Annotated in this window: 20 protein-coding genes and 1 pseudogene; 9 read left to right on the forward strand and 12 right to left on the reverse strand. The window is 72.4% G+C overall.

Annotated elements, in window-relative coordinates; genetic code table 11:
- Positions 1-176 precede the first annotated feature (176 nt).
- From KBZ10_RS19785 to moaA, 3 genes are all read left to right on the forward strand, one after another.
- Positions 177-542: a DUF485 domain-containing protein gene (locus KBZ10_RS19785; RefSeq protein WP_374223376.1), complete on the forward strand. Its 366-nt coding sequence runs from the start codon at positions 177-179 to the stop codon at positions 540-542.
- The gene (locus tag KBZ10_RS19790) at positions 539-2,176 is read left to right on the forward strand and encodes a cation acetate symporter (RefSeq protein WP_210988996.1); all 1,638 of its coding nucleotides are present in this window, start codon (positions 539-541) and stop codon (positions 2,174-2,176) included. Before KBZ10_RS19785 ends, KBZ10_RS19790 begins: the two co-directional genes overlap by 4 nt.
- A gap of 180 nt (positions 2,177-2,356) precedes the next feature.
- Positions 2,357-3,346, forward strand: coding sequence for a GTP 3',8-cyclase MoaA (gene moaA, locus KBZ10_RS19795; RefSeq protein WP_210988997.1), 990 nt, complete (start codon positions 2,357-2,359; stop codon positions 3,344-3,346).
- Here moaA and KBZ10_RS19800 read toward each other — a convergent pair.
- Both KBZ10_RS19800 and KBZ10_RS19805 read right to left on the reverse strand, forming a co-directional pair.
- Positions 3,329-3,613, reverse strand: a complete 285-nt coding sequence (locus KBZ10_RS19800) for a hypothetical protein (RefSeq protein ID WP_307847519.1) — start codon at positions 3,611-3,613, stop codon at positions 3,329-3,331. The two genes, moaA and KBZ10_RS19800, sit on opposite strands and share 18 nt — an antisense overlap.
- 303 nt (positions 3,614-3,916) lie before the next feature.
- Positions 3,917-4,303: a DUF3099 domain-containing protein gene (locus tag KBZ10_RS19805; RefSeq protein ID WP_210988998.1), complete on the reverse strand. Its 387-nt coding sequence runs from the start codon at positions 4,301-4,303 to the stop codon at positions 3,917-3,919.
- 214 nt (positions 4,304-4,517) lie between these two features.
- Here KBZ10_RS19805 and KBZ10_RS19810 point away from each other — a divergent pair, with 214 nt between their 5' ends.
- The gene (locus KBZ10_RS19810; protein ID WP_210988999.1) at positions 4,518-4,802 is read left to right on the forward strand and encodes a GlsB/YeaQ/YmgE family stress response membrane protein; all 285 of its coding nucleotides are present in this window, start codon (positions 4,518-4,520) and stop codon (positions 4,800-4,802) included.
- Between the two features lie 145 nt (positions 4,803-4,947).
- On the opposite strand, the gene tyrS is transcribed toward KBZ10_RS19810, so the two are convergent.
- The 3 genes from tyrS to KBZ10_RS19825 form a co-directional block, all read right to left on the reverse strand.
- Entirely contained in the window at positions 4,948-6,363 is a 1,416-nt protein-coding gene (tyrS, locus tag KBZ10_RS19815; RefSeq protein WP_210989000.1) for a tyrosine--tRNA ligase, read from the reverse strand.
- Between the two features lie 61 nt (positions 6,364-6,424).
- Entirely contained in the window at positions 6,425-7,828 is a 1,404-nt protein-coding gene (locus tag KBZ10_RS19820) for a metallopeptidase TldD-related protein (protein ID WP_210989055.1), read from the reverse strand.
- 5 nt (positions 7,829-7,833) lie between these two features.
- Positions 7,834-9,360: a TldD/PmbA family protein gene (locus KBZ10_RS19825; RefSeq protein WP_210989001.1), complete on the reverse strand. Its 1,527-nt coding sequence runs from the start codon at positions 9,358-9,360 to the stop codon at positions 7,834-7,836.
- Between the two features lie 570 nt (positions 9,361-9,930).
- On the opposite strand from KBZ10_RS19825, the gene KBZ10_RS19830 reads away from it, so the two are divergent.
- From KBZ10_RS19830 to KBZ10_RS19840, 3 genes are read left to right on the forward strand one after another with little or no spacing between them, the layout of a single operon-like run.
- Positions 9,931-11,058: an ABC transporter permease gene (locus tag KBZ10_RS19830; RefSeq protein WP_210989002.1), complete on the forward strand. Its 1,128-nt coding sequence runs from the start codon at positions 9,931-9,933 to the stop codon at positions 11,056-11,058.
- Complete coding sequence (locus tag KBZ10_RS19835) at positions 11,055-11,813, forward strand: ABC transporter ATP-binding protein (RefSeq protein ID WP_210989003.1); 759 nt, start codon at positions 11,055-11,057, stop codon at positions 11,811-11,813. The genes KBZ10_RS19830 and KBZ10_RS19835 overlap by 4 nt, the downstream gene beginning before the upstream one ends.
- 53 nt (positions 11,814-11,866) lie before the next feature.
- On the forward strand, positions 11,867-12,490 hold the full coding sequence (locus KBZ10_RS19840) for a TetR/AcrR family transcriptional regulator (protein WP_210989004.1): 624 nt from the start codon (positions 11,867-11,869) through the stop codon (positions 12,488-12,490).
- A gap of 78 nt (positions 12,491-12,568) precedes the next feature.
- Here KBZ10_RS19840 and KBZ10_RS19845 read toward each other — a convergent pair whose 3' ends face one another.
- The 3 genes from KBZ10_RS19845 to KBZ10_RS19855 all read right to left on the reverse strand — a co-directional run bounded on the left by KBZ10_RS19845 (position 12,569) and on the right by KBZ10_RS19855 (position 14,545).
- Positions 12,569-13,357 (reverse strand): alpha/beta hydrolase, encoded by a 789-nt coding sequence (locus KBZ10_RS19845; RefSeq protein ID WP_307847520.1) that lies wholly within the window; start codon positions 13,355-13,357, stop codon positions 12,569-12,571.
- Between the two features lie 52 nt (positions 13,358-13,409).
- Positions 13,410-14,027, reverse strand: coding sequence for a DUF1707 domain-containing protein (locus tag KBZ10_RS19850; protein ID WP_210989006.1), 618 nt, complete (start codon positions 14,025-14,027; stop codon positions 13,410-13,412).
- Positions 14,028-14,089: 62 nt separating this feature from the next.
- Positions 14,090-14,545 carry a VOC family protein gene (locus KBZ10_RS19855; protein WP_210989007.1) on the reverse strand — a complete coding sequence of 152 codons (456 nt, stop codon included), beginning with the start codon at positions 14,543-14,545 and terminating at the stop codon, positions 14,090-14,092.
- An 84-nt stretch (positions 14,546-14,629) separates the two neighbouring features.
- Here KBZ10_RS19855 and KBZ10_RS19860 point away from each other — a divergent pair, with 84 nt between their 5' ends.
- Positions 14,630-15,244: an ABATE domain-containing protein gene (locus KBZ10_RS19860; RefSeq protein WP_210989008.1), complete on the forward strand. Its 615-nt coding sequence runs from the start codon at positions 14,630-14,632 to the stop codon at positions 15,242-15,244.
- Positions 15,241-15,669 carry an SRPBCC domain-containing protein gene (locus KBZ10_RS19865; RefSeq protein WP_307847521.1) on the forward strand — a complete coding sequence of 143 codons (429 nt, stop codon included), beginning with the start codon at positions 15,241-15,243 and terminating at the stop codon, positions 15,667-15,669. The genes KBZ10_RS19860 and KBZ10_RS19865 overlap by 4 nt, the downstream gene beginning before the upstream one ends.
- Before the next feature lie 73 nt (positions 15,670-15,742).
- Here KBZ10_RS19865 and KBZ10_RS19870 read toward each other — a convergent pair whose 3' ends face one another.
- The 4 genes and pseudogenes from KBZ10_RS19870 to KBZ10_RS19885 all read right to left on the reverse strand — a co-directional run.
- A complete protein-coding gene (locus KBZ10_RS19870) occupies positions 15,743-16,900 on the reverse strand; it encodes an IMP dehydrogenase (protein WP_210989010.1) in 1,158 nt (385 codons plus the stop codon).
- A 496-nt stretch (positions 16,901-17,396) separates the two neighbouring features.
- The gene (locus KBZ10_RS19875) at positions 17,397-18,041 is read right to left on the reverse strand and encodes a dihydrofolate reductase family protein (protein ID WP_210989011.1); all 645 of its coding nucleotides are present in this window, start codon (positions 18,039-18,041) and stop codon (positions 17,397-17,399) included.
- A 30-nt stretch (positions 18,042-18,071) separates the two neighbouring features.
- Positions 18,072-18,749, reverse strand: a complete 678-nt coding sequence (locus KBZ10_RS30620) for a DUF397 domain-containing protein (protein ID WP_210989012.1) — start codon at positions 18,747-18,749, stop codon at positions 18,072-18,074.
- Positions 18,746-19,051 (reverse strand): annotated as a pseudogene (locus tag KBZ10_RS19885) (Scr1 family TA system antitoxin-like transcriptional regulator); the annotation flags it as partial. The gene KBZ10_RS30620 and the pseudogene KBZ10_RS19885, both read right to left, overlap by 4 nt.
- Positions 19,052-19,072: the final 21 nt, after the last annotated feature.

Consider the following 19,072-nt stretch of genomic DNA (forward strand, 5'->3'; position numbering starts at 1 on the left):
GTAACGATGAGGTGATCCACCGCTGGTGAGAGCGCTCGTCGGCAGATCATGCGAAATTGAAATGACAACCCTCTGTTCGAATGGCTGAGAACGCGCCTAACATGCCGAGTCCGGCGCCGGAGTGATCTGTCACTCAGTGCCAACGTTCCGTCTCAGCTACACCCACTGGAGAGCCCGTGGACACCGCATCGCCCCCGCCCCAGGGGAACGACTACACGCAGAGAGCGGCGCTCGGCGCCGTGGCGTACAGGGAAGCGCAGGAGAGTGCCGAGTTCGCCGAACTGCGTCACGCACACCGCTCCTTCGCCTTCCCGCTGACCATTGCCTTCATCACCTGGTACTTCCTGTACGTCCTGCTGTCCAACTACGCGGGCGGCTTCATGGGCACCAAGCTCCTTGGGAACATCAACGTCGCCTTCGTCCTCGGCGTGGCGCAGTTCGTGAGCACCTTCCTCATCGCCTGGTGGTACTCCCGCCACGCGGAGGCGAAGCTTGACCCGAAGGCCGACGCGATCAAGGCCCGTCTGGAGGGTCAGGCATGAGAACTCTCTCCCTCGACACGGCCACGGTGCTGGCCGCCGGTGACGCGGGTGAGCACCGCGTCCTGATCATCAGCCTCTTCGTCACCTTCGTCCTCGCCACCCTCGGCATCACCATCTGGGCCGGCCGGCAGACGAAGGACGCCACCGACTTCTACGCCGGCGGCCGTTCCTTCACCGGTTTCCAGAACGGCCTGGCGATCTCCGGCGACTACATGTCGGCGGCGTCCTTCCTGGGCATCGCGGGCGCCATCGCCCTCTTCGGATACGACGGCTTCCTGTACTCCATCGGCTTCCTCGTCGCCTGGCTGATCGCGCTGCTGCTCGTCGCCGAGCCGCTCCGCAACTCCGGCCGGTTCACCATGGGTGACGTGCTGGCCTTCCGGATGCGGCAGCGTCCGGTCCGCACCGCGGCCGGTGTCTCCACCATCGTGGTCTCGATCTTCTACCTGCTCGCCCAGATGGCCGGCGCGGGCGCCCTGGTGGCGCTCCTGCTCGGCATCACCTCCGAGGCCGGCAAGGTCTCGATCGTGATCCTGGTCGGCATCATGATGATCCTCTATGTCGCCATCGGCGGCATGAAGGGCACCACCTGGGTCCAGATGATCAAGGCGGTGCTGCTGATCGCGGGTACGCTCCTGATCACGGCGCTGGTCATGTTCAAGTTCAACTGGAACATCTCCTCGCTGCTCGGCGCGGCGGCGGAGAACAGCGGTAAGGGCGCGGCCTTCCTGGAGCCCGGCCTCAAGTACGGCGTCAGCTCGATGACGAAGATCGACTTCATCTCGCTCGGCCTCGCCCTCGTGCTCGGCACCGCCGGTCTGCCGCACATCCTGATCCGCTTCTACACGGTGCCCACCGCCCGGGTCGCCCGGAAGTCCGTGAACTGGGCCATCGGCATCATCGGCGGCTTCTACCTGATGACCATCGCCCTGGGCTTCGGCGCCGCGGCGCTGCTCAAGCAGGAAACGATCATAGAGTCGAACGCGGCGGGCAACACGGCGGCACCTCTCCTCGCGCAGGAGATCGGTGGCGGCGCGGGCTCCGCGGGCGGCGCCATCCTGCTCGCGGTCATCTCCGCGGTGGCCTTCGCCACCATCCTCGCGGTGGTCGCCGGCCTGACCCTGGCGTCCTCGTCGTCCTTCGCGCACGACCTGTACGTCAACGTCATCCGCAAGGGCAACGCCTCCGAGAAGGAGGAGGTCCGCGCGGCCCGGCTGTCGACCATCGGTATCGGTGGCGCGGCCATCTTCCTCGGCGTCTTCGCCCGTGACCTGAACGTGGCCTTCCTGGTCGCGCTCGCCTTCGCGGTCGCCGCCTCGGCCAACCTCCCGACCATCCTCTACAGCCTCTTCTGGAAGCGCTTCACCACCCAGGGCGCGCTGTGGTCGATCTACGGTGGTCTGGCGTCCTCGGTGCTGCTGGTGCTCTTCTCGCCGGTCGTGTCGGGCAAGCCCACCTCGATGTTCTCCGAGGTGGACTTCCACTGGTTCCCGCTGGCGAACCCGGGTCTGGTCTCCATCCCGCTGGGCTTCCTGCTCGGCTGGATCGGCACCCTGCTCTCCAAGGAGCAGCCGAACATCGACAAGTACGCGGAGCTGGAGGTGCGTTCCCTCACCGGTACGCACGCCCACTGATCGCACTGATCGCACAGCACCGCACCCGCAAGGGTGAGGGCGGCCCCACCACGGAGGCGGGGTGCGCGGCCCCGGTGGACAGCTCGGTTGTCACCGGAGTCGCGTACCCTGCACGGAACGGAGCCCGGAGCCTCGGCCCCGGCTCCGCGTCCGCAGGAATCCGTGGGAGGGGCCGCCTTCATGCTCATCGACACCTTCGGACGGGTCGCCACCGACCTGCGTGTCTCCCTCACCGATCGCTGCAATCTGCGCTGCACCTACTGCATGCCCGAAGAGGGCCTCCAGTGGCTGGCCAAGCCGGACCTGCTCACGGACGACGAGATCGTCCGGCTGATCGGCATCGCCGTCACCGCGCTCGGCGTCGAAGAGGTCCGCTTCACCGGCGGCGAACCGCTGCTCCGCCCGGGGCTGGCCGGGATCGTCGAGCGCTGCGCCGCCCTGGAGCCCCGCCCCCGGATGTCCCTCACGACCAACGGCATCGGGCTGGAACGCACCGCCGGAGCCCTGCGCGAGGCCGGTCTCGACCGGGTCAACGTCTCCCTCGACACGCTGCGCCCCGAGGTCTTCCGCACCATGACGCGCCGCGACCGCCACCGGGACGTCCTCCGTGGTCTGGAGGCCGCCCGGGCCGCCGGCCTCGATCCCGTCAAGGTCAACGCCGTCCTGATGCCGGGCCTCAACGACGACGAGGCGCCCGAGCTGCTCGCCTGGGCCGTCGAACGGGGTTACGAACTCCGGTTCATCGAGCAGATGCCGCTCGACGCCCAGCACGGCTGGACCCGGGACGGCATGATCACGGCCGGAGAGATCCTGGCGAGCCTCCGCGGCCGCTTCCACCTCACCGCCGAGGAGGAGGGCGAGCGCGGCTCCGCGCCCGCCGAGCGCTGGCTGGTGGACGGCGGCCCCGCCCGCGTCGGCGTCATCGCCTCCGTGACGCGCCCGTTCTGCCGGGCCTGCGACCGCACCCGGCTCACCGCCGACGGCCAGGTGCGCACCTGCCTGTTCGCCCGGGAGGAGTCGGATCTGCGCGGCGCCCTCCGCTCCGGGGCCCCGGACGAGGAGATCGCCCGGCTGTGGCGCACGGCGATGTGGGGCAAGAAGGCCGGTTCGGGCCTGGACGATCCCTCGTTCCTGCAGCCGCAGCGCCCGATGTCAGCGATCGGCGGCTGAGGGCCCGTCCGCGCGGGGGCTCTCCCAGTCGGCGAACGCCACCACGTCCTTGAGGAAGCCGCGGACCCCGAGGAACGACGACAGATGCTCGCGGTGCTCCTCGCAGGCCAGCCAGGTCTTGCGCCGCTCCGGGGTGTGCAGCTTCGGGTTGTTCCAGGCCAGCACCCAGACGGCCGGGGCCCGGCAGCCCTTGGCGGAGCACGGGGGAGGGCCGTCGCCGGAGGGCTCGGTGCGCGGGAGGGGCGGAGGGTCCTGGGGAGCGTTCACGGGACCAGCCTAGGCCGGGGGACACGGGGTGCCGCCGGGTGGGGTGGCCGGGTGGGGTGGAGCGGTATTCCGCGGAGCGAACCGGAAGAGGAATGCCCGGTTCGGACATGACGACGCCGGGCAGCCACGGGGGGAGCCGCCCGGCGTCGGTCCGTCGCCCCGACGGGGGATGCGGAGCGCGTACGCAGTATGGCACGGCGGGCACACGCCGGTGCACCGGAACCGCATGATTGATCTGAGCTTTTCTTGAGGCTTCTCCAGAGCTCGACGGGCCGTCGCACCGGCCGCCGCGGGCCCTCCCGCTCAGCCCGCCCCGCCCGGTTCCCGGTCCTGCCGGGCACCGGCGGGCCCCGGCCCGGATTCCGGCCCCGGTTCCGGGCCGCCGCCCACCGGCCTGCCCTCCAGCACCGGCCGGACCGGGTCCGCCAGATGCGCGGACGGCAGGGAAACGGCGTTCTCCCGGCCGCCGTTGGCGATCACCACGGCGATGTACGGCAGCAGCACGCCCAGCACGAGCGCGACCACCGCGACATGCCGTTCCACGTTCCAGAGGACCGCGGCGAGCACCACCGAGACCGTGCGCACCGACATCGAGATCACATAGCGCCGCTGCCGCCCCCGCACGTCCTCCGCCAGCCCCTGGCGGGCCCCGGTGATCCGGAAGACCTGCGCCTCGTTCTTCTTCCGCATCGCGTTCCACCACCTGAGTCCGTGCCGGGCACCCCGAGACCGGCGTTCTGTCCACGGTACGCCGGAACGGCCCGGGGCCACCCACCGGGTACCGGCTCGTCCCGCCGTACGGCACTGCGCCGGGCCGCGTAGCGCTCCATACGACATGCGGCGTAGGGAAACCGGGCGGAGACTGGCGGTGTATGGGTTCGTACCGCCGTACGAGGAGGAGAGCATGAGCTGGTTGTGGGCGATTGTCGTCGGTCTGATCCTGGGTGTGCTCGCCCGGGGCCTCCTCCCCGGGAGGCAGAACATCCCCCTCTGGCTGACCGTCATCTGCGGCATGCTCGGCGCACTGGGCGGCAATGCCCTGGCCCGGGCGGCCGGAGTGGACGAGACCAGCGGCATCGACTGGTGGCGGCACGCCTTCCAGCTGGCCGGCGCCATCGTGGTCGTCGCCCTGATCACCCCGCTCTGGGCCAAGATGCGCGGGACGAAGCGCTACCGCGAACGGGCCTGAGGCGCCCGCCCGGCCGGACGGCCCGGTGCACGGAACCGCGCACCGGATCCGCCGCCCGGGCTCAGCCGCCGCCCGGCACCGGATCCGCCGCCCGGGTACCGGATCCGCCGCCCGGGCACCGGGCACACCCCGCCCGCCGCCGGGTTCAGGCGTCCGTCACCCGGGCGAGCTTCCGCCCCGCCTTGAGGTAGACCTCCGCGGCGCCGATGGCCCCGGCCCCGGACAGCGACTCGGCCAGCACCTCACCCAGCGGGCGGGCGGCCGCGGCCTCCGACAGGACGACGGCCTTCTGGCCGTTCTCGGTCTCCACCACCAGCCGCAGCCCGTTCTGTTTGGCGATCCGCCGCGCGGCCGAGACGCTGGGCGTGAACTCCAGCACCTTCGTCAGCACCACCGCCACGGACTCGGTGCCGTGCTCGGCCACGTCCACCCCCGGCAGCTCCCCGACGTCCGAGAAACTCCGCCGCGAGAACTGCGCGGTGAAGCCGGCCCGCGCGGCCATCGCCGCCTCCACGCCGTACAGCGCCGCGACCACCTCACCCGCCAGCACCTTCTTGAGGTCCATCGGGTGCAGCGAGCGGTCCGCGACCCGGCCGAGGGCGAGCTCGATCTCCTCGTCCGTCCACTCGGTCCACGCCTTGAGGTAGGGCTCCATCAGCCGGTCCGGCACCGACATGATCTTGCCGAAGACGTCGTCGGGCGCCGCGGTCAGGCCCACGTAGTTGCCCTTGGACTTGGACATCTTGGCGCCGGTGCCGTCCGTGCCCTCGATGAGCGGCATCGTCAGCACCAGCTGCGGCCGCTGCCCGCGCAGCTCCATCAGCTTCCGGCCCATCTGCAGATTCAGCAGCTGGTCCGAGCCGCCCACCTCCACATCACAGTCCAGCGCGACGGAGTCCAGGGCCTGCGCGATCGGGTAGAGCAGCTCCGACATGGTCAGGCCCGAGCCGGCGGCCAGCCGGTTGCGGAAGTCCTCCCGCTGGAGCAGCTGCGAGGCCGGCACCTGGGAGAGCAGCTCCAGCAGCTCCGGGAAGGTGTACGGCGACAGCCACTCGCTGTTCTGCCGAAAGCGGACCTTCTCGAAGTCGAAGAACGGCCGCACCTGCTGCCGGTACCCGGCGAGGTTGGCGGCGATCTCCTCGTCCGTGAGCGGCGGGCGCTCCGCCGTACGCCCCGAGGGGTCGCCGATCTTGGCGGTGAAGTCCCCGATGAGCAGGGTGACGTCGTGGCCCATCCGCTGGAAGCGGCTGAGGACGATCACCGGCACGGCGTGCCCCAGGTGCACATCGGCCGCCGTGGGGTCGATGCCCAGCTTGATGTGGAGGCCCCGGCCCTCCGCCCGGCGCTCCTCGATCCGCGCGGCGAGCTGCTCCACCCCCGGCAGCACCTCGACCGAGCGGGAGCTGATCAGCTCCGCCTGCTCCTTCGCCGGCAGGTCGGACAGGTCGAGATAGCGCCTGGCCTTCGTCTCCGTGAGCAGCCGCTCCACGGCCTGGTCGGAGGAGAGGTCCTGCGCCAGCAGGTCGCTGGTGCGCGTGACGGAGTCGCCGAGGCGTGTCATCGTGTCGTTCCCGCGGATCGAAGGGGAGAGAGGTCGGGGGTCAGTCTAGAGGGGCCCGGTGTCACACCCCCTGGCTGACCGAGCTCATGTGGAAGTCCGGGACGCGCAGGGCCGGCATGGCGGCCCGGGTGAACCAGTCGCCCCACTCCCGCGGGAGGGTGCGCTCGGTGATCCCCGCCTCGGTGGCCCGGCCCAGCAGCGAGACCGGCGACTCGTTGAAGCGGAAGTTGTTCACCTCGGCGGTCACCTCCCCCTTCTCGACGAGGTAGACGCCGTCCCGGGTCAGCCCGGTGAGCAGCAGCGTCGCCGGGTCCACCTCGCGGATGTACCAGAGGCAGGTCAGCAGCAGACAGGGCCCGTCGTGGCCGGAGGCCGCCACCATCTCGTCGAGGGAGCGGCCGCCGCCCGCGTCGAGGACGAGGTTGTCCATGCCCGGCGCGAGCGGCAGACCGGTGAGGCCCGCGCTGTGCCGGGTGGTGATCAGCCGGTTCAGCTCGCCGTTCCGCAGCCACTCGGTGGGCTCCAGCGGCAGGCCGTTGTCGAACACGGAGGCGTCGTCGCCGGAGGAGTGGGCGAGGACGAACGGGGCCGATTCGAGGCCGGGTTCACGGGGATCGCTGCGCAGCGTGAGCGGCAGGTCCGACAGCTTCTCGCCGACGCGGGTGCCGCCGCCGGGCCGGGAGAACACGGTGCGGCCCTCGGCCGCGTCCCGGGCCGTCGAGGACCACTGCTGGTAGATCAGCAGATCGGCCACGGCGGTGGGCGGCAGCAGCGTCTCGTAGCGGCCGGCGGGCAGCTCGGTGCGGCGTTCCGCCCAGGCCAGCCGGCGCGCCAGCTCCGCGTCCAGGGCGAGCGGGTCGACGTCGCGGAAGTCGCGGGTGGGGCGGCCCGCCCACGCGGAGCGGGTGCGGTCCGGGGACTTGGCGTTGAGTTCGAGGGTGCCGGTGGGCTGGTCGTGGCGGAGCCGGAGACCGGTGGAGGTGCCCAGGTAGCTGGAGGTGAGGTTGTGGGCGGCGAAGCCGTACAGCTCGCGGCCGCCGGCCCGGGCCCGCGCGAAGGACTCCCCGAGCGCCGGGGCGAAGGCCGCGAACACCTCGGAGGAGGTCTCGGCCGGGGGCTCGGTGAACTCCGGCGCCGGTGGCACCCCCTCGACCAGCGGCTGGGCGTCCTCGGCCGGGCCGGCCTCCCGCGCGGCCGCCTCCGCCGCCCGTACCAGCGGCTCCAGGTCGTCCGCCGTGACGGCGGAGCGCGAGACCACGCCGGAGGCGGTGCCCTCCGCGCCGCCGACGGTGGCGATGACGGTGAGGGTGCGGCCCCGGGTGACGCCGTTGGTCGTCAGGGCGTTGCCCGCCCAGCGCAGATTGGCGCCGGAGTGCTCGTCGGCGATGACGACGCAGCCGTCGGCGCGGGACAGCTCCAGCGCGCGCTCGACGATCTCGTGCGGCCTGCCGCTCGCGGGGTTCACCGTGCTCACTGACCGGCCTCCTGCGTGGTGTTGAGGATGGTGACCTGTTCGAAAAGGGCCGAGGGGCAGCCGTGCGAGACGGCCGCGACCTGCCCCGGCTGGGCCTTGCCGCAGTTGAACGCGCCGCACAGGAGATATGTCTCCGGGCCGCCGACGGCCTTCATCGAGCCCCAGAAGTCGGTGGTCGTCGCCTGGTACGCGACATCGCGGAGCTGGCCCGCGAGCCGCCCGTTCTCGATCCGGAAGAAGCGCTGGCCCGTGAACTGGAAGTTGTAGCGCTGCATGTCGATGGACCAGGAACGGTCGCCGACGACGTAGATGCCGCGCTCCACCCCGGAGATCAGCTCCTCGGTCGACGGGCCGTCCGGCGCGGGCCGCAGCGACACATTGGCCATCCGCTGGACGGGCACATGGGCGGGGGAGTCCGCGTACGCGCAGCCGTTGGAGCGCTCGAAGCCGCTGAGCCGCGCGATGCGGCGGTCGAGCTGGTAGCCGACGAGCGTGCCGTCCTTCACCAGGTTCCAGGACTGGGCCGCCACGCCCTCGTCGTCGTAGCCGACGGTCGCCAGGCCGTGCTCGGCGGTGCGGTCGCCGGTGACGTTCATCAGCTCCGAGCCGTAGCGCAGACGCCCGAGCTGGTCGAAGGTGGCGAAGGAGGTGCCGGCGTACGCGGCCTCGTAGCCGAGGGCGCGGTCCAGCTCGGTGGCATGTCCGATCGACTCATGGATGGTGAGCCAGAGATTGGTGGGATCCACCACCAGGTCGTAGCGGCCGGCCTCGACGCTCGGCGCGCGCATCTTCTCGGCCAGCAGCTCCGGGATCCCGGCCAGCTCCGCGTCCCAGTCCCAGCCGCCCGCGCCGGTGAGGTACTCCCAGCCGCGCCCGACGGGCGGCGCGACGGTCCGCATCGACTCGAACTCGCCGCTCTCCGGGTCCACGGCGACGGCCGTCAGCTCCGGGTGCAGCCTGATCCGCTGCTGGGTGGTCGTGGTGCCGGCGGTGTCCGCGTAGAACTTGTTCTCGTGGACGGTGAGGAGCGAGGCGTCCGCGTGGGCGACGGAGGAGGCGGCCAGCAGCCGGGAGCTCCACTCGGCGAGCAGCCCGGTCTTCTCGGCGTCCGGCACGGTGAAGGGATCGGTCTCGTAGGACGACACCCAGGTGCGGTCGGCGTACACCGGCTCGATGGCCAGCTCCACCCGCTCGTCCGAACCGGCGGCCGCGATCACCCGGGCCGACAGCTTGGCCATCTCCACGGCCTGGCCCGCGACCCGGGCGGCGGCGTCCGTCGTCAGGTCGACCCCGGAGGCGAAGCCCCAGGCCCCGCCGTGCACGACCCGGACCGCGTAGCCCAGGTCCGTGGTGTCCGAGGATCCCGCCGGGCGGGCGTCCCGCAGCCGCCAGGCGGCGCTGCGCACCCGCTCCAGCCGGAAGTCCGCGTGCGCGGCGCCCAGCGTGCGGGCTCGCGCCAGCGCGGCATCGGCGAGCGCGCGCAGCGGCAGCGCCAAGAACGACTCATCGACCTCATGGGGCACGGGCGTCTTCCCTTCGTCTCGTGTCATTGGCGCACTGCCGTGGGTCACCGTCCGGCAGCAGTGAATCACGGTGGGGAGGCTGTCGGCTTCTCCATTGCCCCGGCCCGCTGCTTGGGCGTGCCGCGCACCGCGGGAAAGGGGCTCGGAATGTCCCATGGGGTGCGGGGGAGGGCTCGTACACGTCCCGGGACCACGTGTGTTCGGCGTTCAGAGCCCTCTGGCCACGATGCCCGCCGGGACGCCCGTCCTTCACGTCCCCCGGGCCTCGCCCGTGCTCCCCGGCCTCGCCCGGTATCCGTGCACCGCCTCCGGCGGCTCCGGCCGGGCGCATCCTGTGGCGGCTCCGTGGGCCGAGGGTGCCGACAGTGGTGTCGGGAAGAGCGGCTATGATGCCGACAGGCGTGTCGTCAAAGTTCGGCAAAGTCCGTATCCGGTGCGCCCGGTGGTCCCGTGCCTCCGTGTCCGAGTGCTCAGCGGCAACGGGCCTCAGGGGGCGACAGGGCTTCGGGGCCGTCCGGGCGGCCGGGCGGCGGCCGCCGCGCCATCCGTGTCCCCCACCGGGAGTCCTCCGTGTTCCTCGCCCTCCGCGACCTGCGGTTCGCCCGCGGCCGCTTCGCCCTGATGGGCGCCGTGGTCGCGCTCATCGCCGTCCTCGGCGTCCTGCTCTCCGGCCTCGCCTCCGGGCTGGCCGACGCCGGCATCTCCGGCCTCCGCGCCCTGCCCACCACCCACATGGCCTTCGACGCCAAGGCCACCAGCGAGCAGTTCTCCCGCTCCACCATCGAGCGGGAGGACTGGCGGGCCTGGGCCGAGGCGCCCGGCGTCGAGCGCGCCGAGCCGTTCGGCAACGCCCTCGCCAACGCCGAGGTCACCGAGGGCGCGGCGAAGGGCGCCTCCGTCAACCTCGCCGTCTTCGGCATGGAGCCGGGCTCCGCCCTGGCCCCCGAGCCCGCCACCGGCAAGGGGCTCGCGGACGGCGGCAACGGCATCGTCATCAGCGAGGAGATCGCCGACGAGGGCGTCCGCGTCGGCGACGTCCTCACCGTCGACAAGAGCGGGATCGAGCTGACCGTCACCGGCACCGTCGACGAGAAGGTCTCCTACGGCCACATCGGCGTCGTCTACGCGAGCCTCGACACCTGGCGCCACGTGCACTACGGCCTCCCCGGCGAACTCCCCGCCTCCGCCCGCGCCCAGGCCACCGCCGTCGCCCTCACGCTGGAGCCCGGCGCGGACACCGCCGCCGTCGAACAGGCCACCGGCACCCGCGCCGACACCATGGAGAAGGCGTACGGCGCCTCGCCCGGCTACCTCGCCGAGTCCAGCACCATGGCCCTCATCAAGGGCTTCCTCTACGCCATCTCCGCCCTGGTCGTCGGCGCCTTCTTCACCGTGTGGACCGTGCAGCGCAAGGCCGAGATCGCCCTGCTCAAGGCCCTCGGCGCCTCCACCGGCTACATCCTGCGCGACGCCCTGGCGCAGGTCGTCGCCGTGCTGCTCGGCGCCACCGCAGCCGGCACGGCCGTGGGGCTGGCCCTCGGCAGCGCCATGACCGGCAAGGCGCCGTTCACCCTCTCCGCCCCGGCCGTCGCCACCGCCGCCGGGCTGCTCATCGGCCTCGGCACCCTGGGCGCCGTCGTCGCCATCCGCCGCATCACCGCCGTCGACCCCCTCACCGCGCTGGGAGCCCACCGATGACCACCTCCGCCACCGGCCCCGCCGCCAACGCCACCGCCCCGGACGCCGCCGCCTCCCCGGAGCGCCGGGAGCACGACGGGACGCCCGGCCTGTGCCTCTCCGGCGTCACCCTCGCGCTCGGCGACGGGGACACCGCCGTCACCGCCCTGGACGGCGTCTCACTGACCGTCGGGCCCGGGGAGTTCGTCGCCGTCGTCGGCCCCTCCGGCTCGGGCAAGTCCAGCCTGCTCGCCGTGGCCGGAGGACTCCAGCGGCCCACCTCCGGCACCGTGGAGATCGCCGGCACGGAGCTCACCGCGCTGAGCGACAAGGAACGCACCGCCGCCCGCCGCCGCCACATCGGCTTCGTCTTCCAGCAGTCCAACCTGCTGGCCTCGCTGACCGTCCGCGAACAGCTCCTGCTGCCGCTCCACATCGACGGCCGCCTCGACGCGGCGGCGCGGGCCCGCGCCGACGAGCTGATCCAGGCGGTCGGCCTGACCCTCCGTGCCGGGGCCCGGCCGCACCAGCTCTCCGGCGGCGAACGCCAACGCGCCGGACTCGCCCGGGCATTGATGACCTCCCCGGCGGTCCTGCTGGTGGACGAGCCCACCTCGGCGCTGGACCGCGTCCGCTCCACCGAAGCCGTACGGCTGCTCGCCGAGCAGACGCACGAGCGGGGGACGGCCACGGTCATGGTGACCCACGACTCGGCGATACTGGATGCCGCCGACCGCGTGTACGAGATGCTGGACGGCCGCCTGACGACCACCTGACCCGCCCCCCTGATCCGCCGGTGCCGCCCGCGCCCGGCTCTGGAGACCCCGGAATGCCGAAGATCAGCGCCGCCACCGTCGCCGAGCACCGCGCCCGCCAGCGGGAGGCGCTGATCGAGGCGGCGGTGGACATCCTGGTCGCGGAGGGCGCCACCGCCGTCACCCCGGCGGCGGTCGGCGCCCGGGCCGGGCTGGCCCGCTCCAGCGTCTACCAGTACTTCGACTCGGCCGCCGCCCTGCTGGCCACCATCGTCGAAGAGGCGTTCCCGCGCGCCAACGCGGCCCTGGCCGAGGCGCTCGCGGGGGCGGACGGCCCGGCCGCCCGTATCGACGCGTACATCGCCACCATGATCCGGCTCGGGGCGGAGGGCGCCCACCGCCCGGCCGCCGCCCTGATGGCCTCCGACCTGCACCCCGCCTGCCGGGAACGGCTCATGGAACTCCACCACGAACAGGCCGCCCCGCTCCGGGACGCCGTGCGGGACCTGGGTGTTCCCGACCCCGGCCTCACCGCCGACCTCCTCGGCGGACTCCTGCACGGCGCGCTGACGGCCGCCGACCGCGGGGCCCCCGCCGATACGGTGCTGGCGCGCACCCTTTCCCTGGTCCACGAGGGCCTGGCCGGAGCCGGGCCGCACCGACCGCACACCGGAGGAACGGACAACGCCGCGCGCTGACGGGCTCGCGCGGAGACACCGGGGACGGCGGGGGACGTCCGCCCGGAGGCACGCGGCGGCAAAGACGGCCGGCCGGCACTACGCGTTGTGCTCGGACGGGCCGTGCACCGTCTGTCGGGCGCGAGGTGCGATTCCGGCGGCGTGGGCGAGGAGGCGCGCCGTCAGGTGTCCGGCCCGTACGGCGTGTTCGGCGCTGCTGGGTCGGCAGCGGCAGGACTCGGGGTCGTACTCGGTCATGATCACGCCGGCGTGATCGGTGCCGGGTTCGTCGAGCGAGGTGGGCAGGCCCCGCTCCTCGAGCGCCGTGCGGAGCCGACGCGACTGCTGAATGTCCACGACCGGATCAGCCGTTCCGTGAATCAGCCGTATGGGAACACCGGGCAGCGTTTCCCCGGCCTGTGCCAGTGCGTCGATCGGGGCGCGGGCTGTCAGTGGTTCCGGTCCGGTGTAGCTTCCGGCGATCCCGACGACGGCGCGAGGTCTCCAGCCGCCGAGTGCGCTCGGGTCCAGAGCGGCGGCCACCGCGGCCTTGGCGCCCAGGGACCAGCCGGCGAGCGCGATCCGCCCGCTGTCCCCGCCGAAATCGGCCGCGTTCCGCCGGACGAACGCGGCGGATGCGCGGAGGTGGCTGCGCCCGCCGTCGTGGGCGTCCGGCCGCCAGTCCGGGACGAAGCAGACAACACCCAGTGAGGCCGCGGCCCGGGCAAGCGGCGCGAGAACGGCTCGCTCCTCGGGACCGCGCCCGTGCCAGAGAAGCACGACCGGGGATCCCTCCGGAGCGGCTGCGGGCCGGTACACGTCCAAACGTTGTCCAGTGGCCTCATAGATGAGCCCGTCCACCACGGCGATGTCCACGGTCAACCCCACCTGCTCCATTCCAGGGCCGTTTCAGCTTTTGATCAGCGCCTCGGCATGTGTCCTAACCCTGGGCCGGATTGCTGTGCAGCTTGCGCCGTTCCCGGTGGTTGGGGTGCCGGATGACCACCCCCGCCATGCCGCCGGACCCGGTGAGCCTGATCAGCGGAGTCCCCGGGAGCCGGTCGGGAGTGGTCTCGTCCGTCAGGCCGCCGGTGCCGGGATCCATGCCGCTGGTCTCCGTGGCCCAGCCGTCGGGGATGACGATCGTGACACCGGATGTCTCCCCGTACGCCTCCACTGCCACCTCCGTGTGGTGGCACTCGACCCGGGTGAAGTCAATCTTGACACCCCCCACGCCTCCGTGAGCGATCACGTGCCCGGGTACCTCCCAGCGCCCGGGGCCCCGGGACGCGCCGGACATGCCGCCCTTCAGCACCAGCGGCGGCCGGTTGTCAGGTGAGCCCGGCCTCGGCAAGTCGGCGGTCAGGACGGCCAACTCGGCGAGAAGTTTGGACTTCAGCGCCTGCTCCAGGCGTGAATCCAGCTCATCGAGATCGATTCGCCCCTCGGCCGCCGCGTCGCGCAACCGCTCCACGACTGCTTCCCGGTCGTGGTGAGAGGCGCGGAGCTCTCCTGATAAGGCAGGGCGCGGAGAGGGCTCTGGAGGCTGGTCCGTCATGGTCGCAAGGATAAGTGCCGATGGGCTGGGCATGTGCCTTTCCAGCACTGCCTGTTGCGGCACTAGTTGACGCAGAATTCATTGCCCTCGGGGTCGGCCATGACGACCCAGCTTCCCGAGGGCTCGTCCACGGTGTGCCGCACGGTGGCGCCCATTCCTTGGAGCCGGGCCACCTCCGCGTCGCGCTGCCCGGGGGCGAAGTGCAGGTCGATGTGGAGCCGGTTCTTGACCGTCTTCGGCTCCGGGACGGCCTGGAAGAGCAGCCGGCGGCCGAGCCCGGCGCCGGTGTTCCCGTCCACCGGGTCCTCGGGGTGGCGCACGGCGGCGAGGGTCCGCCACGCCTTGTGGCCGTCGACCACCGTCCAGTCGTCGTCGCCGACCAGGCCCGTGCCCGAGGCGATCAGCCGCTCGATGAGTGCGCTGTTGTCCTCCTGCGCGTAGCCCAGGGCCCCGGCCCAGAAGCGGGCCAGGCGGAGCGGGTCGGCGCAGTCGACGACGAGTTTCCAGTGCACGGCCATGCGGTCCTCCCGGGTCCGGTGGGGCTCCGGTTCCGGCTGTCCCCGGCTCCGGCCTGCGCCGCCGTAACCACATATACTGGTTACATGAGTGAGGTGGCAACCGGTTTGGTCCTTCAGGCGCGGGACGGCGCCCGTTTCCGCTTCGACCCGGGTGCCCTCTGCCTGGAATTCCTCACCACCGGCGGACCGGGCCCGCTCTCCGGCTACGAGGCGCTGCACGGTCCCCGGGAACTGGCGGACTGGCTGGCCGTCTCCCGTCTCGGCCTCGACCCCGGCGAGGTCCGGGCCGGCCCTGACGACGCGGCGGCGGGCCGCCGGCTCCGCGACGCCCTGTGGCGCCTGGCCCGCGCCGTCATCGCGGGCGACCCGCTGCCCGCCGGTGAGGTGGCCGAGGTGAACCGGGCGGCGGCGCGCCCGGCGCTCGTGCCGCGCATCGCTCGGGACCGGACGCACGCCTGGAACCCGCCGGTCACTGGCGCCCAGGCTCTCTCGTCCATAGCCCGCGACGCGGTCGAGCTGCTGACCGGCCCCGACGCCGGCCGCATCCGCGAGTGCGGCGCCGGCGACTGCCCGCTCGTCTTCGTGGACCTGTCCCGTTCCGGCCGCCGCCGCTGGTGCTCCATGGAGCGCTGCGGCAACCGTCACAAGGTCCGGGCCCTGCGCGCCCGCCGCGACCGCGCCGAGGAGGACTCCCCGTGACGCGTTCCACTCCCACCGGACTCACCAAGGACGCCGGATACGAGATCGGCGTCTCCAGGACCCTGCCGCTGCCGCCCGGAGCCGTCTGGCGCTTCCTCACCGGGCCGGAGGGGCTGGCCCTGTGGCTGGGCCGGGACGCCGAGGTCACACCCGAGCGCGGCTCGGCCTACCGCACCGGCGACGGCACCACCGGCGAGGTCCGCGGGTACCGCGAGGGCTCCCGTATCCGCCTCACCCACCGTCCCCCCGGCTCGGAACGGGACAGCACGGTGCAGATGACCGTCACGCCCAGCGGGGAGAGGACGGTCCTCCGCTTCCACCAGGAACGCCTGACGAGCGCGGCGGAGCGCGAGGACCGCCGCCGTCACTGGCGGTCGGTCATGGACGATGTGGCCGCCGCGCTGCTGCCGGAGGGGAATCGCTGAACGGCTCTGCCGCAGTCGGCCGCCCTTCCTCATGGCGGCACCCGGGACCGGTCAGGACCCGGTCAGGACCCGGTCAGGAGACCGTCTCCCGCAGGGTGACGTTGGCGTGGCTCTCCTGGAAGCTCTGGTCCGAGACGAGCGTCAGCCGGGCCGTGGACCGGAACTCCGGGAGGGTGGTCGAGCCGCAGGAGACCATCGTGGTCTTCAGCTTGGCGACGGTCAGGGCGAGTCCTTCGCCGAGGTCGCCCGCGTAGGGGACACAGCCGTCCACGCCTTCCTCGAAGACCAGCCCCCGGCTGCCGCCCTGGCCGTAACGCTGCCAGTTGCGGGCCCGGTTGGAGCCCTCGCCCCAGTACTCCTTGACGAAGCCGTCACGGGTGGGCAGCTTCGCGCCGGCCGCCTGGTCGAAGCGCGCGAAGTAACGGCCCATCATGACGAAGTCGGCGCCCATCGCCAGTGCCAGCGCCACGTGGTAGTCGTGCACCAGCCCGCCGTCGGAGCAGACCGGCACGTACGCGCCGGTGCGTTCGCGGAAGGCGTCCCGGGCCGCCGCGACGTCCAGCACGGCGCTGGCCTGACCGCGCCCGATGCCCTTCTGGTCGCGGGTGATGCAGATGGAGCCGCCGCCCACCCCGGCCTTGACGAAGTCCGCTCCCGCCTCGGCGAGAAAGGTGAACGCCTCGCCGTCGACCACGTTGCCGCCGCCGACGGGGATTTCGGGGTAGTGCTTCTTCACCCAGGACAGAGCCTGCGCCTGCCAGTCGCTGTAGCCGTCGGACGAGTCGAAGCACAGCGCGTCCGCGCCCGCCTCCAGCAGGGCCGGGACGCGCTCCCGGTAGTCGTGGGTGTTGACGCCCGCCCCCACCCGCAGGCGTCCGGCGGCGTCCACGAGCCGGTCCGGGAAGCGCTGATCGTCCCTGACGGGCCCGGCCCCGGAGTCCTTCACCTGCCGGACCGCCGCGGCCTGGTCCTCGACGGGCTGGTTGTGGTGCAGGAAGCTGAGACCGCCGTTGCGCGCGAGCGCGATCGCCAGCTCGGGTGTGCTGACGGCCTGCATGATCGCGGAAGTGAACGGGGACCGCAGCTCGATCGCCGGAGCCTCGCCCGCCATGTGCCGGACCAGGGGCGTGCGCAGGTCGACCGTCGCCGGCGAGCAGCCGGTTCGCGTCCGGTTGGGCAGGAGCAGGAACTCGTTGAACGTCCGTGAGACCTCGGCGATGATCTGTGCCACTCGTTCCTCCTGACCGGCCGGCCGGGGCCCGGTGCCCCGCCGTGGGGAGCGCCCCCGTATCCCGGAGTCCGGGCGGGCAGGGACCGGCACGGCAGCCGTGGACGTCACGTGGACGTGGCGGTGGAGGTGCCACGGGCTGCGGCAGAGCCCTGACCGGCCCGCGCATCGAACGGGGCGGGGTCGTGACCAGGCACCCTATCGATCAACCCGGCCGTTCCACGAATCGTCCGTCACGGGCCGTCCCTCTGAAGTGGTTGCCCCGGCCGCGGGGTGAACGGGCGTCGCGGCGCGTCATACGACGCGGACTCCGGGCCGTCATCGACCACGTCCGACGGCTGGCACCGGTGCCCGGGACAGCCTGGCGCCCGTCCTGGGCGACGACACCACACCGCGGCGGCGGAAACCTTGAACGCCCCCGCGCCAAGGGCCGCTTCCGGCAGCACACTGACGCCTGACGCCTGACGCCTGACGCCTGAGGCCGGCGGGACGGGCGCCGTCAGTCGCCGCGCGCGGCACCGCGGTCGGGGGCGCCCATGTCCCCCGTCCGGGGCGTGCCCCCGGCGAGCCCGTAGCGCAGGTACACGGTGCCCTTCGGGCCGGCCGCCGGCGGTTCGAGGAGGGTGAGGTTCGTGGGCACCTCACCACCGTCGAACACCTTCTTCCCCACGCCGAGCACGATCGGGTGCACCCAGAGGTCGAGACGGTCGAACAGCTTCTCGCGCAGCAGGGTCTGCACCAGGTTGAGGCTCCCGACGACCTTCACGTTCTCGTGCCGGTCCCGGATCTCGCGCACCGCGGCGGCCAGGTCCGGGCCGAGCCGCGTGGACCCGGCCCACGAGAGGTCGGGCCTGCCGCGGGAGGCCACGTACTTCGGGACGCTGTTGAAGAGCGTGGCGATGTCGCTGTCCTCACCGCCCCCCTGATGCGGCCAGTAGGCGGCGAAGATGTCATACGTCCGCCGGCCGAGCAGAAGGGCGTCCGTGCCCTTGTACGCGGCGCCGACCTGCGCCCCGGCCACCTCGTCCAGCAGGGGCGCCTGCCAGCCGCCGAACGGAAACCCCACCGGGTCCTCGTCGGGGCCGCCCGGTGCCTGCCCGACGAGGTCGAGGGTCGCGAACAGTTCGATGCGGATGAGGCCCATGCCGTACTCCCGGTGCCTGATGAGTGGTTGTCACGGTCGGGAGGCAGACCTGTGGGAGCCGGCCGACTCATCGCCGCGACGGCATGTGACGTGCGGCATCCGGATGCGGATGCGGAGGCGGCATGCGGCATGCGGTTTTCGGCGTCCGGCAGCAGGGCCCGGCAGGCATGCCGAGCGCCTTGATCGCGGCGCGCGTCTCCGATGTCCCGGGCAGCACCTGCCGACCGATGGTGAAGCGCGCCGCACGGTACCGTGCCGACGCCACCGGGCCCGGACGCCACACCGGCACGCCCGCTCACGACAGACCACGGGCCGCGTCCGCCTGGGTGGCCGGCCCGCACTGCCGGACACGGGGGAACGGAACGACGGCTGCCTTCGGCAACGGCTGCGGCCGCTGTCGGCCCTGTTCTCTCTCCCGGTCACGCCGAAGGCCTTCCCGTGGTGCGACGGGACGGCCTTCGGGGGATGGCTCAGGGCGGTACGACCGCGCTCAGGCGCCGAACCGCCCGGCCCGCAGGCCGTCGTGAACGCGGTCCACTCGCCGTCGCGGAAGGAGAGCTGTGGCCCCGTCCGGTTCTTGGAGTCGCGTACGCGGACGGTGCCGGGGGCGGTGGCGACCTCCACGCACATGCCGCCTTCGCCGCTGCTGTAGCTGCTCGTGAACCACGGTCGCTCGGAAGGGGCCCTGCCGGTCTTCTCGTTGCTCATGTCTGTCCCCGCGGCTTCTCGATGAGCTCAAGCGACTCCCGTGGGCGGAGAGCCTGAGCGCGGATGATTCCGTACCGTTGCTCGATCCGGCGCACACTTGCTCGATCAGTCAGAAGGGTACTGACGTTCTGCACCTCGACGTAGGCCATCATCGGGCGCCCCTTCGGCTGGAGCAGCGCGAAGGGGCCACCGGCTCCCGCGTGATCTTCCGAACCGGTGGGCATGACCTGCAACTCCACGTTGCGCATTTCGCCGATGCGCAGAAGGTGTTCCAGTTCCCCCCGCAGTACGTCTCGTCCGCCGCCGGGCCGTCGCGGCCGGGC

The sequence above is a fragment of the Streptomyces sp. F63 genome, from assembly GCF_018070345.1.
Classification (GTDB): domain Bacteria; phylum Actinomycetota; class Actinomycetes; order Streptomycetales; family Streptomycetaceae; genus Streptomyces.